Here is a 15,922-nt window from a genome sequence, read left to right as displayed (position 1 = left end):
TGATTACTGCATGTCCTACGAATTAAACAAGCCAGAAACGACGTTTTCTGGCTGATGCGCTGATGATTTCTGCCATCAGTGAAGCATACTTGTTAGTTGGTGTGATAAAAGATCTTTAAAATCAGAATGATACATAATTGTCTAAAAGTGTATTTCTTTTCATTTGGTTTTTTTTACTACATATAATAAATTACTCGAAGTTCGATTTAGATAACAAATTAATGTTAATCTTACTGGAACTAAATCATGTGAAAAATTTGCAAACTGCATTCAGCTTGAAATAGTTTGTTTAGGCTATGTTCTTGCACTTGTGCATTTATGCCCTTATTTATAAGTGACACAGATAGAACTATGCAGGATGCAGGTTATTTTTAGCAAGGTATTAACTTAAATTCAGAATCACAAGAAGTGGTTCTCGCAGGAGTTTTCCAAATGAAAAAAACAGTACTGGCCATGATGGTCGCAGGTGTTTCTTTAATGGCTGGCATGTCTGCTGCTAACGCGGCGTCTACTACTACTGTTTCTGGTGGTACCGTGCAGTTCCAAGGTCAGGTTGTTGACGCAGCATGTGCTGTATCTTCTGATTCCGTTGATCAGGTTGTTACTATGGGCCAGGCGCGTACCGCAAGACTGAGCACCGTAGGCGAAGCCGCAGGCCAGCCAGAGGATTTCACTATCATACTGGAAGATTGTGACTCAACTGTTAGCCAGAATGCTGCAGTCATGTTCAATGGTCAGGGTGATGCTACTCTGGATGGCGTGCTGGCTAACACTGCAGGTGCTGGTGCAGCGAAAAACGTAGCTCTGCAGCTGTACGGCCCGGACGGTAATATCCTGGCGATGGGTGAAACTTCGTCTAAAATTATCCTTGTAGACGGCGAAAATATCATTCCATTGAGCGTTGATTATATTGCTACCGGTGAAGTTACTCCAGGTAAGGTAGAAGCCACCGCTACATTCAATATGATTTATTCCTAATATATTTGTAGTGTGTATTCCCTCCTCCTTGCAGCAGTGTGAGGAGGGGATTTTACTAGCTAAGTGCAAAGGAGTGTGCATGCGCCGTAATGCGCGTAACGGATCTTATTGTGCGCTTGTGCTTTTTGTATCAGCTTTTTTTATTTCTCCCGTACAGGCCAAAAAACCTTTCGTCAATGTTTATGGTGGTGACGTGCACTTTTACGGTCAGGTTGTACATGCAGCTTGCTCAGTCAGTGCAGACAGTCGTAACCAAATAGTGCAAATGGGGCAGGTACGCAGCAATGAATTTCAAAATTCAGGGGAATGGGAAGATCCCGTATCATTCCAGATAAAGCTTGAAGACTGTAGCGCGATGGTCAGTCAGTCAGCGGGGGTTATTTTTACCGGTCAGTCGGACGGCAAGGACCCGCAAGTTTTTAGAGCAGGGGATGGAGCCGGTGCTGCCCAGGGTATCGGAATAGGCATCTTTGATGCAGCAGGACATTTATTAGTGCCAGATTCACAGCCTCTGTGGTTTGCCCCATTGCAGGATGGTGAAAGCGTGCTGAGTTATATCGCTAAATACCGCGCAACCAGTACGGTAGTAAAAGCTGGTGATGCAGGAGCACAGGTGTGGTTCAACGTGGTGTATCAGTAAATTGATGATTAACCCATTCGGGTTGTGAACGAGTGAAAAGTGAAAACGTATGAACACTGAAAATAATCTTATGAAATCAGTAACCCCGATGGCGTCTATGATACGTCGCTTGCTGCCTATTATGGTCGCAGGAGGAATGGCAATAAGTGCCTCAATGCCGACCTACGCTGGCGGTGTTGCGCTGGGTGCGACCCGCGTCATTTATCCACAGGGTGAAAAACAAGTTTCGCTGCCGATTACTAACTCATCTGAAAGTAATTCGTTTCTCATTCAATCCTGGGTAGCCAATGTTGATGGAACTAAATCATCTGATTTTATTCTGACACCACCGTTATTTGTTATACATCCAAAGAAAGAAAATACGTTGCGTATTATGTATGTCGGCCCGGCATTAGCAGCGGACCGTGAAAGTGTCTTTTACCTGAACAGTAAGGCTATACCGTCAGTAGATAAAAGTAAGCTTCAGGGCAATACATTACAGATTGCTACACAGAGCGTTATAAAATTATTTATTCGACCGAAAAACTTGCCAACACCTTCGGTTCAGGCTCCAAACACGCTACGCTGTAATGTTTCTAATGGCAAACTGACAGTTAATAATCCATCACCTTACTATGTTTCATTGATTCAATTATTTGTTAATGGAAAGAAATTGCCAAATTCCATGGTAGCACCTAAAGGTAGCCTAACTGTCAATGTGCCGGGTGGCGGCAGCGGTAAAGTCACCTTGCAAACGGTTAATGATTACGGTGCAAATACGGCAACACAGACCTGTTCAGGTTAAAATAACGCAGGATAACATGATGTGCCTGTAATATCCGGTGACGAAGAAAGTGAATTTAGTAAGGTAGGGAATGCATGAAGTCTAAAAATCTAATAATAAAGCATCCGACCGCCTGTACCCGGTTGACTCAATTGGCATTTGCTTTGTGTGGAATTCTGGGCGCCCATGACGCCTGGGCGGATAACTATTTCAACCCGGCATTTCTTTCATCCGATCCAGCTGGCGTAGCGGATCTTAAACGGTTTGAAAGTAATGGGCAGGCGCCTGGCAATTATCGCGTCGATATTTACATGAACGGCAATTTCGTGGCGACACGTGATATCACTTTTAAAGCCGCAGATAAAGCAGCAGATAATACCGCTGAAGATAAATCCTTGCCCTCCGTGTTGGAAAGCACTCCAGAATCAGTGACCACGACTGCGGAATCCACGGAAAAGTCCTCAGTGCCAAACGTATCGCAATCAGCTAATAAGGATGATACTGGGCTATTTGCGTGCCTGACCCCCAAATCTCTGGAGGCCATGGGCGTCAATCTTCAACCTTTTGTAGCGTTGGCAAAAAGCGATCCTGACGGTTGTATCAATATTGCAACTGTTATTCCTGCGGCTTCTGCCATATTTGATTTTGAGCAGCAGCGTCTGGATATTAGTATTCCTCAAGCGGCTATGCGAAATAGTGCTCGCGGTTATATTTCACCAGAACAATGGGATGAAGGAATTAACGCGCTATCCTTAAACTATAATTTGACTGGCTCCAACAGTAAAGATCATAGTGAGGGTGGAACGACGGATAATAGCGACTTTCTTGGTCTAAATAGCGGACTCAATTTGGGGCCGTGGCGTTTACGTGATTATTCTACCTGGGCCTATAACAGCAATGCTGAAGGCAATAAGAGTAGCGTCCAACATATTAGTACTTATGTTGAGCGAGCTATTACTGTATTAAAAGCTGAGCTAACCGTTGGTGATAGTTATACGCCATCTGAAGTCTTTGACTCTGTTAGCTTCCGTGGTGTGCAGTTGGCTTCTGATGACAATATGGTGCCAGACAGCATGAAAGGGTTCGCACCAACTATCCGCGGTATAGCCAAAAGTAACGCTCAGGTAACGATTAAGCAAAACGGCTACATCATCTATCAAAGTTATGTACCGCCAGGTGCGTTTGAAATTAACGATTTATTTCCAACGTCATCAAGTGGTGACCTGACGGTTGAAGTGAAAGAGTCTGATGGAAAGATTAATAGTTATAGTGTGCCTTATTCAGCTGTACCACTTTTACAGCGCGAAGGTCGTCTGAAGTATGCCGTTACGGCGGGGCAATATCGTAGTAATGGTGGTGCTCAGGAGGATGTCGATTTTGGCCAGGCCACACTTTTATGGGGCTTGCCACATGGCTTCACCGTTTACGGCGGAACACAGGTTTCAAATGATTACACCGCAGTTGCGCTGGGGACAGGCCTCAATATGGGAAATCTTGGCGCCGTCTCGGTGGATGCTACCCAGGCAAGAAGTACTTTGGCGGATGGCAGCACACATGAGGGACAATCTGTTCGTTTCCTGTACGCAAAATCTCTGAACAGCGTGGGGACCAACTTCCAACTGCTGGGCTATCGCTATTCTACCTCAGGGTTTTATACCCTGGATGAGACCGCGTATAAGCATATGGACGGTTACACGACGGAGCCGGAAAGTGGTAAGGATGGCGGCAAGCCGGACTGGAGTGATTATTACAACTTGTACTACACCAAACGAGGTAAGGCGCAGGTCAACATTTCACAACAGCTCGGAGAATATGGGTCACTTTATCTCTCAGGTAGTCAGCAGACTTACTGGCATACGGATGAAAAAACCACGCTCTTGCAGTTGGGATACAGTGGAACGGCTGCCGGTATTTCGTACAGCCTGAGTTATAATTACAATAAATCTCAAGGGCAGCTCGAAGGTGATCAGATTTATGCTTTCAATATTTCCCTGCCACTTAGCCAGTGGATGCATCCTAATGGCGACGTGATGCAGCAGAACAATAATGCTTACGCGACTTATAGCGCCAGTACTGATAAGCACGGGAATATGAACCAGAACGCGGGTCTGAACGGCACCTTACTGGAAGATAACAACCTGAATTACAGCGTACAGCAAGGTTATCAGAACCATAATGAGGGCGGTGCCAGCGGTAACGTCAATATGCAATATAACGGCAGTTACGGTAATGCTAATGCCGGTTATAACTACAGTGATAACGGTGATTATCAGCAGTTTGTCTATGGCCTGAGCGGCGGGATTATTGCCCATCGCAATGGTATTACCTTTGGTCAACCGCTGGGAGACACGAACGTGTTGATCGCGGCGCCGGGCGCTGATGGCGTTAAAGTAGAAAATGAAACCGGAATTCATACTGACTGGCGGGGTTATGCGGTAGTGCCTTATGCTTCTACTTATCGTATGAATCGTATGGCCCTGGACACGAATTCGTTGAACGATGAAACCGATATTGATGATGCGGTGGTCAATGTGGTGCCGACTCAGGGGGCGATTGTACGTGCCAACTTTAAGGCTCATGTTGGTAAGCGAGCCCTCTTGTCTCTTACGCACAATGGCAAGGTCGTGCCGTTCGGCGCAACGGTCAGCCGTAGCGACAATGGCGGAGACAGCATTGTCGGTGATGATGGTGAAGTGTACCTGTCGGGTCTGGCACTCACGGGAATTTTGAACGTGCAGTGGGGAGAAAGTGATGATCAACAATGTCAGGTTAAGTATCAGATCCCTTATAGCGAACAGCCGCTGATTCGTCAAAAAATGGAGTGTACAGCAAAATGAAATGGCTCAACTATAACTGTCTGATACTACTTATTAGTGCGCTTTGGTGTTCTTTCGGGTGGGCAGGTAGCTGCACTTCTAATGGGGGTACGCATGTATTTAGCTATGATTTTGGCGTCAAAACCGTGACCGATCCTGACGACAATGCCGCGGGGACAATATATAAAAATGCTTACACGTGGGATCTGAGTAGTCGGTATGACGCAACCTGCTCCTGTAGTGGCACTTATAAAGGTGTTTATTTTACTACAGTAACTAACCTCGCCCCCGGACATAATGACGGAACCAGCCAGTTTTATAAAGTTAACGACTATCTGGAAGTCTCAACACAGGTGTACATTGGCGGCGGACTGAATACCTATGTCAACACGCCTATCACTGCTCTGTATAATAATGATACTGCGAAAACTAATTGTGGTACCACAACACAGTTTGCTGCAGGAGCGAAAGGAAAACTTTCTTTATATATCGCCAAGCCATTTGTTGGTGAAACGCGTATTTTGGGCGCAACGGTTTTCTCTTTGTATGGAACGTCTGCGTCCGAGGACTCTTTACCAGCTACGGCTCTGAGTAGTGTCAATTTATCAGGCACAGTCATTGTCCCGCAAAACTGTACTATTCAGGCTGGCCAGGTCATCGCGATTGACTTTGGCACTTTGTATAGCGGAGATTTCAAAGCGGCCAGGCAGAAACCTGATAATGCCAGGGTTAGAACCTTTATTGTTCCCATCAAGTGTACCAATATCGATGCTCCGTCAAATCTGACGCTGCGCTTGCAGGCCACGGCAGACACTCATTACCCGCAGTCTATTGCAACGGATAATCCGGATGTTGGCGTGGTGGTCACCGACAGCCAGGGATCGATTTTGAACCCAAATGACACTACCAGTGTGATCCCATTTGCCACAGATACTTCCGGGAATGCGAATGTGACGTTGCAGGCTTATCCGGTTAGTACGACGGGTGAAGAGCCAGCTGAAGGCGTGTTCACCGCACTGGCCTATCTGCGTGTGGATTTTGCATAAGGAGCAACGGCGATGACGAAAAAGTATCTCAGTGCTCTGCTGGCGTTTGTACTAGTAGCTATGTGTTCCGTATGCTCAGATGTGGCTGCTGCAGAAACCCCTTATAACCTGAAGTTTACCGGCAAGATTACAGCCCAGACCTGTGACGTTGATAGCAATAGCCTTCAGCAAACGGTTGAAATCGGTCAGTTTTCCACATCTGACTTCCCGACCGTAGGCAGTGTGACAAGTGCTGAATCCTTTGACATTAACCTGAAAAACTGCACGAAGAACAGCGTTGGCTCCAAAGTCTGGTTTTCTGGGGTTGCAGATAATGACAATCCTGCACTGTTGAAACTAACGAATACCGGTATGGGGTCGTCAGGTATTATTGCTACCGGAATTGGTGTGGAGATTTTGGATAATAACCAGTCTCCAATTGCAATTAATAACAGTGATTCGACGGTGTTTCCACTCAAGGCAGGGGCCAATACGTTGACGTTCTATCTGCGTTATAAGTCCACGCTAGAGGCGGTAACAGAAGGGGATGCCACAGCGGTGATGTATTTTGACCTTGAATACCAGTAGGAGCGAAGATGAAACTTATTACAATTATGGCTTGTACTGGTGCTCTGATAGGCTGTTTGGCTGGTGGCGCGTGGGCCTCAGGCACAGTGCAAATTACCGGCACCATCACGGGGAAGAGTTGCACAGTTTCGCCTGAGTCTAGTGACTTTACGGTAGAAATGGGCAATGTGAGTAGCAAGGATTTTGCTCGAGCTGGGGATGGAACACGTTATGAACCTTTTGTGATTAATCTGGAAAAATGCGGTGGTTCGGCAAGCGGGGTCACAGTCAGCTTCCAGGGGAACCAGAATAGTTTAAATCGAGATTTGCTGGCGCTTGATGGTGGTACCGGCTACGCAGCTGGAATGGGAGTGGGTATTTACAACGCTGACAAAAGTCTGATCCCGTTGGGTGAGGAAAGTGGGCTGGCAAAACTGACACCAAATCAGATGGCGGTTAAGATTAACTTTTATGCTCGCTATATTGCTGACGGGGCAAAAGTAAGTCCCGGGAATGCCAATGCCTCTGCCACTTTTATGCTCACATATGCTTAACGACAAATCTTGCCTGTTCCGCCGGCTAATGATGCCAGCAGTGCTTTACTCTGCTGCGGTACTCATGCTGGTTAATGTCACTATGGTGCATGCTGGTGTGGTCATCGGCGGAACCCGGTTTATTTACGGTGAACAACTGCGAAGTATTACGTTTTCTGTTCGTAATACATCTGAAACGGCATATCTGCTAAATACGAAAGTATTCTCAGGTGGTGCCTGGGCAGGATCGGATCGGCCGATAACTGCACCAGCGCCATTTATTGCCACACCGCCATTATTTCCCCTGGCGGGAGGGCGTGAAAATAGCATCAGGATTGTTCGTACCGGTGGTGAGCTTCCGGCAGATCGTGAAAGTTTGTTTACGTTGAGCATTTCCTCAATTCCATCTGGCAGAGGTGGACCGGACTCAATACAAATGGCGGTGCGCTCCAGCCTGAAATTATTCTATCGACCTGCGGGTTTGAAAGGTGATCCGGAAAACGCATATAAACAACTGAAATGGTCGCGCGCAGGCAAACACGTTATTGTTGAAAACCCAACCCCTTATTACGTGACATTATTTCAATTAAAAGCCAACGGTCGCGAATTTGACAACGCGGGTCTGGTCGCGCCTTTTTCCCAGAGAAAAGAAAGCTGGTGTGGTGAGACGGCAAGCTGTCAGCTGTATTGGCAGACCATTAATGATTATGGCCGTGTGATGCCTGCAGTCTCACTAATGGTTGAGACGGGAAAAGCGAACAGCGTGGTCGAACACAAATAGTAACCATCTGAATAGCAATGAAATTTTGAAATATTCATTCTTCTTTACTCTCGGCTCGTTCTTCGGAAATTAGATGTTAATCCGGAACGAGAATTAACTGTATTAAATCAAGTGAGAATAAAATAATGTTATTACAATCCTCTTTAAAATCGCCATTGTCCCGTACCGGTTTGGCACTTTTAATGACATTGAGTGGCTTTATGTCAGTGATGTCCACCGCTAGTGCGGCAGATGCCGCTCCTGTCGCGGATACTGCTCCTGCATCAGGCGCATTAACCCCCACTCAGATTGGTCAGATTGCCGAAGAGTATCTGGTTGCGCATCCTGATAAACTGGGGGAAGTCATGGCGACCTATCTTGCTGAACACCCTGAGTTCCTGGTCGCTGCTGGAGAGAGTCTGCGTCAACGTCAACAGATCTCGCAACAGCAAATGTTTGTACAGATGGCAGTGACTAAGCAGGCCACTTTGCTGGATTCACAAAGTCCTTCTGTAGGGCCTGCCGATGCGAAAGCAGCTGTTGTCATGTTCTTCGATTATCAGTGCTCCTATTGCGGCAAGATGGCTCCGGTGGTAGAGGCGCTGATCAAAGCCAATCCGGATGTACGCTTTGTTTTTAAAGAATTTCCAATATTTGCTTCTCGCTGGCCGGTATCAGCCCTGGCTGCGCGTGTTGGCGAGCAGATTTGGCTGAACAAGGGCGGAGCGGCGTATCTGGCCTATCATAATGCGCTCTATGCTACTGGCCATGTAGAAGGGCAAATGACGGAAAAAGATGTGCAGGAAGCGGCAAAACCTTATCTGAACGAACAGGCCCTTAAGGCTATCGAGCTGGCGCAGAATGAAGGCCCGGTTCATGACGCACTACAGGCGAATGCCGATCTTGCTAAAGAGATGAATTTTACGGGTACTCCGGCGTTCGTGGTCATGCCGCAGGCCCAAAATCCAGATGCGCAACGTATTTCCGTAGTACCAGGCAGCACTTCGCAGGAAATGCTGCAGATGGCTATTCAGAAAGCCAGAGGCTGAGTTGATGGGCTTGTCTGCCATTCCGGCCATCTTCAGATCTGAAAAGTCGTCACTGGCGTCGCTTTGGCTCATAGGTGGTTTAGCAATCTGGTGGCTGTGTCTAGTACATCTTCCCTGGAATTATAACGGCGGATGGGGAACGGATTTACCTTTTAATCTGCTGGCTTGCGCATTTGTTTGTGTAGTGATCGCCGTTTGTTGGGTTTTTCTACCAGCTCGCGGGATACCGTTGAGTAGCATCGGTGGGTTGTTCCTCGCCGGTGCTATTCTGATGACGCTACCACTACTGTGGTCCCCTTCGGCTTTAGCACGTGCAATTACCTTTCCACGTGTAGCCGGGATGTGGGGAGGAGTACTGTTTTACCTGACTTTGCGTCAATGTCGAATATCCGGGCGAAACACGCTACTACTGGCGTCGTTTCTTGCCATGGCGGGAGGAATCCAGGCAACTTATACAATTGTTGAGCTGTTTGCTCCACGCTCCTGGTTACCAGAAATTTCCCAGCTGTTGCTGGATAAATATGGGCGTATTGGCGCCGGTATTTTCGGGCAGGCTAATGTTACTTCCAGCTTCATTGCGATGGCCCTGGGCGCGATGTTGTTCTTGTTGGGACTGCGTAGCGCGGCACTCATCTCGTCTAAGGCAGAATGGATTCGCAGGGGAGCGCTTGCTGCGGGGATTATCCTCTCTTGCGTGAGTCTGGTGTTGCTAAAATCCCGTACAGGGTGGTTAGGTGGTATTACCGTTATTGGCGGCATATTTATATTACTGAGACTTTCACACTTTCGTTTTGCCGGGTGTCATCAGCGGGCCTTATTAATACTTCCCCTTATTGGTATTTTGATCGGAACGTGGCTGATGAATGTTTCACCGATCGAGACATTGCGCGAGCATGCAGGTTCTAATCATCAACGGCTGTTAACGTTGTATCACACGTTAATGATGATGAAAGAGCACCCGCTTGTTGGTTTTGGTGCCGGGACGTATGAAGCAGTATACCAGGACTATGTTGCCTCTTTACCTGGCGGTAATCCTGGGCTTGAAATGATGAACCATCCTCATAATGAAGTGTTGTATCAATATGCGGAGGGAGGCATTCCGGCGTTAACCGGCATCTTAATTTGGGGTCTGGCCTGGCTGCTACTCTGGAGACGGGCACGCAATGTTCGCCAGCTTGGTATGTTGCTCTGTACTCTACCTGTTTTGCTGCATAGCCAATTTGAATTCCCATTTTATTATTCGGTATCGCATGGAATGGCTGTACTTCAGTTTGTGGCATTGGCTGAACAACCGGAAAAGCTGAGACAACGATCGACTGAAAAATCGACCGAGCGAGTGGGTCGAGGAATTGTGGCGAACGTTATGCTTAAACTGCTCATTGTCTTCACTATGGTGTATGGCGCTATTGTGGCATGGCAGTCCCTGCGCGCCGCCCAGGTCATGGATAAATTCGAAGCATCCACTCTTTCTGATCCGGAAAGTATTACTCAGCTGGACGTTCCATGGGTCGTTCAGCCACGTTTTCAGCATGATTTGAGTTTGTTGCGGCTGATACGCTTCAGGACGGTCCCGGATACTGACTCTCTGCGTCAGTTTACTGTTGAAAATGCAAAATGGTTGTCGGTTTATGCTGATGATGACATGTATCGCAATCAGATTTCGGTGCTGAATTATTTACAGGACTCGCAGCAGGCAGCGCTCTGGCGCGAGAAAGCAGAGAAAATGTTCCCGTGGAAATGGCAGAGTTTTGAACAATAATATTAATCTGACGTTCTACTTTATTTCTTAGCAACAGGTTTCAGGTTTTTCAGCAAAATGTTGTTAATTCAATCCGCGATCGTTGCATTAACGCAGTTGGGGTTAACTGATATCTTCGCGTCATTTAAATAACCTTCAACAAACCAAAAAACGGACAGACCGCACGCACGAAAATAACGATTTCTAGGGTGCAGCTGTCCGCCATTATCCCGTTATTCGTGAACGATAGCTCCGGCATCTTTTTTAATCGCCGGGCCTTCTTTCACTTTCAAATTGAGGCCTTTGGCCTCCAGTTCGGCGTTGCGAATGCGCAGACCCTGAGCGGCTTCGATATTGACGTTGGTAAAGTGGAATCCGTTGAGTGGTGCTTCCGGGGTGCCAATGATATAGGCCGCCGCTTTGCTGTCGCCGGTGGAGGTCAGGTTCTCCACGGTAATATTACTGAAGTGTGGCGTGGTGTGTTTGTCGAATGGCTGTTTTGGATCGCTGTCCGGCGGATAGATCTGCTCGCCGAGGGTAAAACCGCCCGCCTGAAGCAGCTTGTCGACTTCAGCCTCGACAATTGGCGCGGCCTTATAATAAGCGGAGAACACCAGCGGTACCTCGACGTTATGCATTTTGGTATTGCGGTAAACGATGTTTTTTACCTCGCCCCCTTTTCCTCGCGGGCTTTTAATACGGATGCCGTACATCGAACCTTCAAAGGTATTATTTTCTACCAGCACGTTATTAACCCCGCCCGCACTTTCACTGCCGATCGAGATCCCGCGCCCCTGTTTCAGGGTGTTATTGGCAATATAAATATTATCCACCACACCCTCAGGGAAACGTGGATCCGCTTTTTCAGCTTTGATCGCGATATGATCGTCGTTGCAATCAATGTAGTTGTTGGTGATCCGAATATTCTGGCTGTCGATAGGATCGATGGCATCGGTATTGGGCGCATGCCACGGCGAGAGAATACGCGTGCCGTTAATATCAACATCATGCGCATAGCGGGTCACCACGTGAAAACTTGGCGAATGAGTCAATGTGACGCCGTCGATAAGCACGTTGTTTGAACGGGTGATGTAGATCAGTCGTGGCCTGTCTGTACCGCCTTTCTTTCCGGTCGCGCGGATATTTTCCCTCCACCGTTCCCACCAGACTGCGCCCTGACCGTCGATAGTGCCTTCGCCGACGATAGCGACGTTTTGTGCATCCGCGATGCTGATAAACGGCAGCCAGCCATTTTCCGCTTCGGCATATTTCGATTTTTCATCTGCACGATAGGCGGTGACTTCGGTTGACGCGACCAGGGTGGCGTCTTTCTCCAGCTTCAGCTGGATATTGTTTCTCAAAAACAGTGGATTAGTTAAAAAATTGCCCTTGGGTATCAGTACCGTTCCCCCTCCGGCGGCGGCACAGTCGTCTATCGCCTTTTGAATGGCCTCGGTATTGAGAGCAATTTGCAACCGATGGCCTTCTGCGCCGTACTGCGTGATATTGCAGACTTTATCGGGAAATTTAACTGAACTCGCAGCCTGTGCGAAGTGAAGGGGAACTATGCCAACCACAGCCGCGGCGGCCCACAGAGGAAGAGTGCGGGGTGTCATCATTTTATCCTTTTTATGGTATATCGTTTTGTAAAATTAGCACCGTCGTTTCTTTTCTGTGAGTGTGGCGATCACGGTTTACAGGATGTCGTTCTTTTGCCTAAGAATAGTGGTGAAATTTTGGGCAGATGAACAGTTAAGCTTTCAGGCGTAAGAATCTCAATCGCTGAACAGATAGCGGGCGGTTTGAGGAAGCAGGGGCGTTACCAAAACGGTTACGGCTCTGGTCTGTAAAGCTCTCCGTTCTGGATTTTCAGCATAACCTTAAGGCAAATCGGGTCTTGTTCGACCAGGCTTATCCCTTTTGTTCAGAGGGATACAAGATGATGAAACGTTTGTTTATGTCGATTTTTGCCAGTCCGGAATCGTTGCTGCAGGTGATGAGTCAGCAGGAAATCATTGAGGCCGTGGAGGATGGCGATCGGATTATTATCGATCAGGATGGTAACGCCTCCGTCAACTATAAAAGCAACGAGGTGCGACAGGACTTCCTGCGCCATGTTAATGCGCTGAAGAGGGCATAATATGGGCACGGCGATATTTATGGTGCTAATGGTTTGCGGGTACTGGTACACCAGTCGCGACCTGTCTACCCGTTTTAAAATTAAGCGATCGTTTGGCTGGGATGTCTATTTTCTCGTCGCGCTTTATGGCTGTATCTTCGTCTTGCAGGGCGTGTTCGCCACCGGGCTGCTCTGGCTGCTCCTGCTTGCGCTCTCTTTCGCCGACAACACCTTCCATCTGACATCACAGAACTACGCCAACTGGCAAATTGACTTTATGAACTGGAGCTTTCTGGGTATTCAGGCTCCGGTGGTGGTGATGCTGGCCTTTGCCATATTGTTTTGTCTCTATCGTTCTAACTGGGCGGGTAGCGCGAGGCTGGATGGCGAGGGCCGGAAACTGCTTTATAAGCGCCTGGCGCGATCGAGCGGGATTGAGCAGTTACTTTACCAGTGTATGGAAGAGGGCGAACTGGCGTTGGTGACGCTTAAGTCGAGGCGGATATATGTTGGGATGATACATACCGCGTCGCTGGAATACGAAAAGACGGCAAATATCGTCCTCATCCCGATGCTAAGCGGCTATCGCGACGGCAAGGAAATGAGTCTGTGTATCGAGCATAATTACAGCAGGTGGTATGCCGAACATGACATTACTCTCGATTCGGAACCCAGGAGCGCAATGGCCTTCAGACGGGTCATTATGCTGGATCAGATTGAGAGCCTTTCACTCTTTGATCCCGCCAGCGCCAGCGCGCTGGCCATGGAGCAGCGTTCCGAGAAAGCGGAGTAAACCTGTCATGTCTTACTCGTATCAGCCATCCAGATAGCGGGTAACCTGTTCCTGACAGAAATCGAGATACGCGCGGATAATACTCGAGGGATGACGATGTGAGGGATAGACCAGGTGAAGCGTTTGCTCAGGCAGCGGAAAGGCAGGAAGCACCGCACGTAATCTTCCTGCCGCCATCTCTTTTTTTGCCAGAAAAGGGGGAAGTTCGGTAAGGACCTGGCCCGCCACGGCGCGTTGACACAGCAGAAAATAATCGTTGGCCACAAGAACCGGTTTGGGTTCAAAAAGCTGTTCTCCAGTCTGCCAGACGCGGCGAGTGCCGGGAATGGCCGCCCAAATGGCACAAGGAAATTTCTCCAGATCCGCCACCGTCGTGGGTTCTCCAACGTGCTCCAGCAGCGCGGGCGATGCCACCAGCATATGGCGGTAAGTGAATATACGGCGCGCAACCATTGATTCATGCAGAATATTGCCCACCCGCAGGGCAACGTCGACGCCATCCTGGATGAGATCCACCCGGCGATCCGTCGAAAAGATGCTCACGTCAATCTCCGGATAGCGCGCCTGAAACGCACCAATCAGCTCCCACCACGGCTCAAAAGCCGGGGGCATCGACAGCCGCAAGCGACCTTTTAGCCGGATCTGGTCATCCATCAACGACTTCTGCGCCTCGTTGAGATCCTCAATGGCGCGGCTGGCCTGTTCGTACAGCCGGTTTCCCGCACTGGTCAGCCTGATACCCTGGGAGGAACGCTCCATCAGCTGCACGTTTAACTCCCGCTCAAGCTCACGAATGCGCCGACTGAGCGTCGGTAGAGGAACGTTGATCTTCTCCGCCGCGGCGGAAAGACTGCCAGCCTGTGCGACAGCAACGAACATTTTCGTGGCGTTCAGATCCATATCATCACTCTTCTCATTTTTGAGAGTCAGATTATCAATTATGCGTATTCCGCAGCAATATTGGTAGGCGTAAGGTTTGAGCTATCAGCGATGTTTGAGCGCTGACTCACTCAACAACACATCTGGAGAACCCTCATGAGAGCCTACGTTATTGAACAAGCGGGTGGACCTGAAGTCATGACCCTGCAAAACATCCCCTCCGCTGCGCCTCAGGCGGATGAAGTCCGCATTAAAGTGCGCGCCTTTGGTCTTAACCGTGCCGAAACCTATCGCCGTGCAGGGAAAATGGGGCCGATTACCGCGCCAGTGGTCCCCGGAATTGAAGCCGTCGGAGAAATCCTGAACGATCCTTCAGGGACATTCCGGCCCGGTCAGCGAGTGGCCACCGCCATGGGCGGGCTGCAGTTTACGCGTAATGGCAGTTATGCCGAAGAAGTCACGGTGCTACGCAGCAATGTCATTAACCTCGAGGGGGTGACGCTGTCATGGGAAGAGCTGGCTGCTCTGCCTGAAAGCTATCTGACCGTGTGGGGCGCTCTCGGTAGGTTGATTGATACCACGCCCGGCCAGACGGTGCTGGTGCGCGGCGCGACCTCTTCCGTAGGGCAAGCGGCGGTGGTTTACGCAAAAGCGCGCGGACAGCGCGTGATTGCTACCACCCGCTCAACCGAGAACAGGGCCCGACTTTTACAGATTGGCGCGGACGCTGTGGTGATTGATAGCGGTGAAATAGCAAAGCAGGTGCGCGCCGTATCACCAGAGGGGATTGATGTTGTACTGGAGGTTGTCGGTGCCGCAACGGTGCTGGATAGCCTCAGGTCGCTCAAACCTTTCGGGACGGTGGTCGTGATTGGCCTGCTCGGCGGAGCCCCGGTGCTGGAGAATCTGCACCTGATGAACGACCTGCCCAATGCCACCCGGCTGGCCTTTTTTGGCAGCGGGCTGTTGGGAACCCCGGCATTACCCCTCACCGACGCCCCGCTGAAATGGATTGCGGAGCAGGTGGCGAGCAAGGCCATGCCTTCACTCCTGGTGAAAACGCTCACGTTTGATGAGTTACCACAGGCTCACCGCTTGATCGAAAATAATCAGGCGCAAGGTAAGCTGGTGGTTCGTCTTTGACTGAATGACGCGCGGCTCCCGGTATGGGGGCCGTTTGCTAATTCTACTTTTCGGCTTCAGCGCTCACGCTTTCCTGTCACGCCCCACGAGAATCGTGCTGGTCACCTTATCTTCGGAAG

General features: G+C 49.1%; 15 protein-coding genes. 13 read left to right on the top strand and 2 right to left on the bottom strand.

What is annotated here, in order from left to right; genetic code table 11:
- Positions 1-432: 432 nt before the first annotated feature.
- The 10 genes from SOM82_RS17180 to SOM82_RS17135 all read left to right on the top strand — a co-directional run bounded on the left by SOM82_RS17180 (position 433) and on the right by SOM82_RS17135 (position 10,890).
- Positions 433-978, top strand: a complete 546-nt coding sequence (locus SOM82_RS17180; protein WP_320461371.1) for a fimbrial protein BcfA — start codon at positions 433-435, stop codon at positions 976-978.
- A gap of 79 nt (positions 979-1,057) precedes the next feature.
- On the top strand, positions 1,058-1,618 hold the full coding sequence (locus SOM82_RS17175) for a fimbrial protein (protein ID WP_320461370.1): 561 nt from the start codon (positions 1,058-1,060) through the stop codon (positions 1,616-1,618).
- Between the two features lie 121 nt (positions 1,619-1,739).
- Positions 1,740-2,402 (top strand): fimbria/pilus periplasmic chaperone, encoded by a 663-nt coding sequence (locus tag SOM82_RS17170; protein WP_414672133.1) that lies wholly within the window; start codon positions 1,740-1,742, stop codon positions 2,400-2,402.
- A 74-nt stretch (positions 2,403-2,476) separates the two neighbouring features.
- On the top strand, positions 2,477-5,218 hold the full coding sequence (locus tag SOM82_RS17165; protein WP_320461369.1) for a fimbrial biogenesis usher protein: 2,742 nt from the start codon (positions 2,477-2,479) through the stop codon (positions 5,216-5,218).
- A complete protein-coding gene (locus SOM82_RS17160) occupies positions 5,215-6,243 on the top strand; it encodes a fimbrial protein (RefSeq protein ID WP_320461368.1) in 1,029 nt (342 codons plus the stop codon). Before SOM82_RS17165 ends, SOM82_RS17160 begins: the two co-directional genes overlap by 4 nt.
- 60 nt (positions 6,244-6,303) lie before the next feature.
- A complete protein-coding gene (locus SOM82_RS17155) occupies positions 6,304-6,810 on the top strand; it encodes a fimbrial protein (RefSeq protein ID WP_414672132.1) in 507 nt (168 codons plus the stop codon).
- 8 nt (positions 6,811-6,818) lie between these two features.
- Complete coding sequence (locus SOM82_RS17150) at positions 6,819-7,343, top strand: fimbrial protein (RefSeq protein WP_320461366.1); 525 nt, start codon at positions 6,819-6,821, stop codon at positions 7,341-7,343.
- Between the two features lie 31 nt (positions 7,344-7,374).
- On the top strand, positions 7,375-8,103 hold the full coding sequence (locus SOM82_RS17145) for a fimbria/pilus periplasmic chaperone (RefSeq protein WP_414672131.1): 729 nt from the start codon (positions 7,375-7,377) through the stop codon (positions 8,101-8,103).
- A 200-nt stretch (positions 8,104-8,303) separates the two neighbouring features.
- Positions 8,304-9,131 (top strand): DsbA family protein, encoded by an 828-nt coding sequence (locus tag SOM82_RS17140; protein ID WP_414672128.1) that lies wholly within the window; start codon positions 8,304-8,306, stop codon positions 9,129-9,131.
- A 4-nt stretch (positions 9,132-9,135) separates the two neighbouring features.
- Positions 9,136-10,890 carry a PglL family O-oligosaccharyltransferase gene (locus SOM82_RS17135; protein ID WP_320461363.1) on the top strand — a complete coding sequence of 585 codons (1,755 nt, stop codon included), beginning with the start codon at positions 9,136-9,138 and terminating at the stop codon, positions 10,888-10,890.
- Positions 10,891-11,102: 212 nt separating this feature from the next.
- On the opposite strand, the gene SOM82_RS17130 is transcribed toward SOM82_RS17135, so the two are convergent.
- Complete coding sequence (locus SOM82_RS17130; RefSeq protein ID WP_320461415.1) at positions 11,103-12,485, bottom strand: glycoside hydrolase family 28 protein; 1,383 nt, start codon at positions 12,483-12,485, stop codon at positions 11,103-11,105.
- Positions 12,486-12,811: 326 nt separating this feature from the next.
- Between SOM82_RS17130 and SOM82_RS17125 the strand changes: the two genes are divergently transcribed.
- Together SOM82_RS17125 and SOM82_RS17120 are read left to right on the top strand one after the other, a co-directional pair.
- A complete protein-coding gene (locus tag SOM82_RS17125) occupies positions 12,812-13,009 on the top strand; it encodes a hypothetical protein (RefSeq protein WP_154126512.1) in 198 nt (65 codons plus the stop codon).
- A 1-nt stretch (position 13,010) separates the two neighbouring features.
- Positions 13,011-13,781, top strand: coding sequence for a hypothetical protein (locus SOM82_RS17120; protein ID WP_320461362.1), 771 nt, complete (start codon positions 13,011-13,013; stop codon positions 13,779-13,781).
- A gap of 21 nt (positions 13,782-13,802) precedes the next feature.
- On the opposite strand, the gene SOM82_RS17115 is transcribed toward SOM82_RS17120, so the two are convergent.
- Positions 13,803-14,681 carry a LysR family transcriptional regulator gene (locus SOM82_RS17115; protein WP_320461361.1) on the bottom strand — a complete coding sequence of 293 codons (879 nt, stop codon included), beginning with the start codon at positions 14,679-14,681 and terminating at the stop codon, positions 13,803-13,805.
- A 135-nt stretch (positions 14,682-14,816) separates the two neighbouring features.
- Here SOM82_RS17115 and SOM82_RS17110 point away from each other — a divergent pair, with 135 nt between their 5' ends.
- Positions 14,817-15,803 (top strand): zinc-binding dehydrogenase, encoded by a 987-nt coding sequence (locus SOM82_RS17110; RefSeq protein ID WP_320461360.1) that lies wholly within the window; start codon positions 14,817-14,819, stop codon positions 15,801-15,803.
- Positions 15,804-15,922: the final 119 nt, after the last annotated feature.

Origin of the sequence: Lelliottia sp. CFBP8978, from assembly GCF_034046055.2 — a bacterium.
Classification (GTDB): domain Bacteria; phylum Pseudomonadota; class Gammaproteobacteria; order Enterobacterales; family Enterobacteriaceae; genus Enterobacter.
The sequence above is the reverse complement of the archived record's forward strand: the minus strand, read 5'-3'. Positions and strand labels throughout refer to the sequence as shown.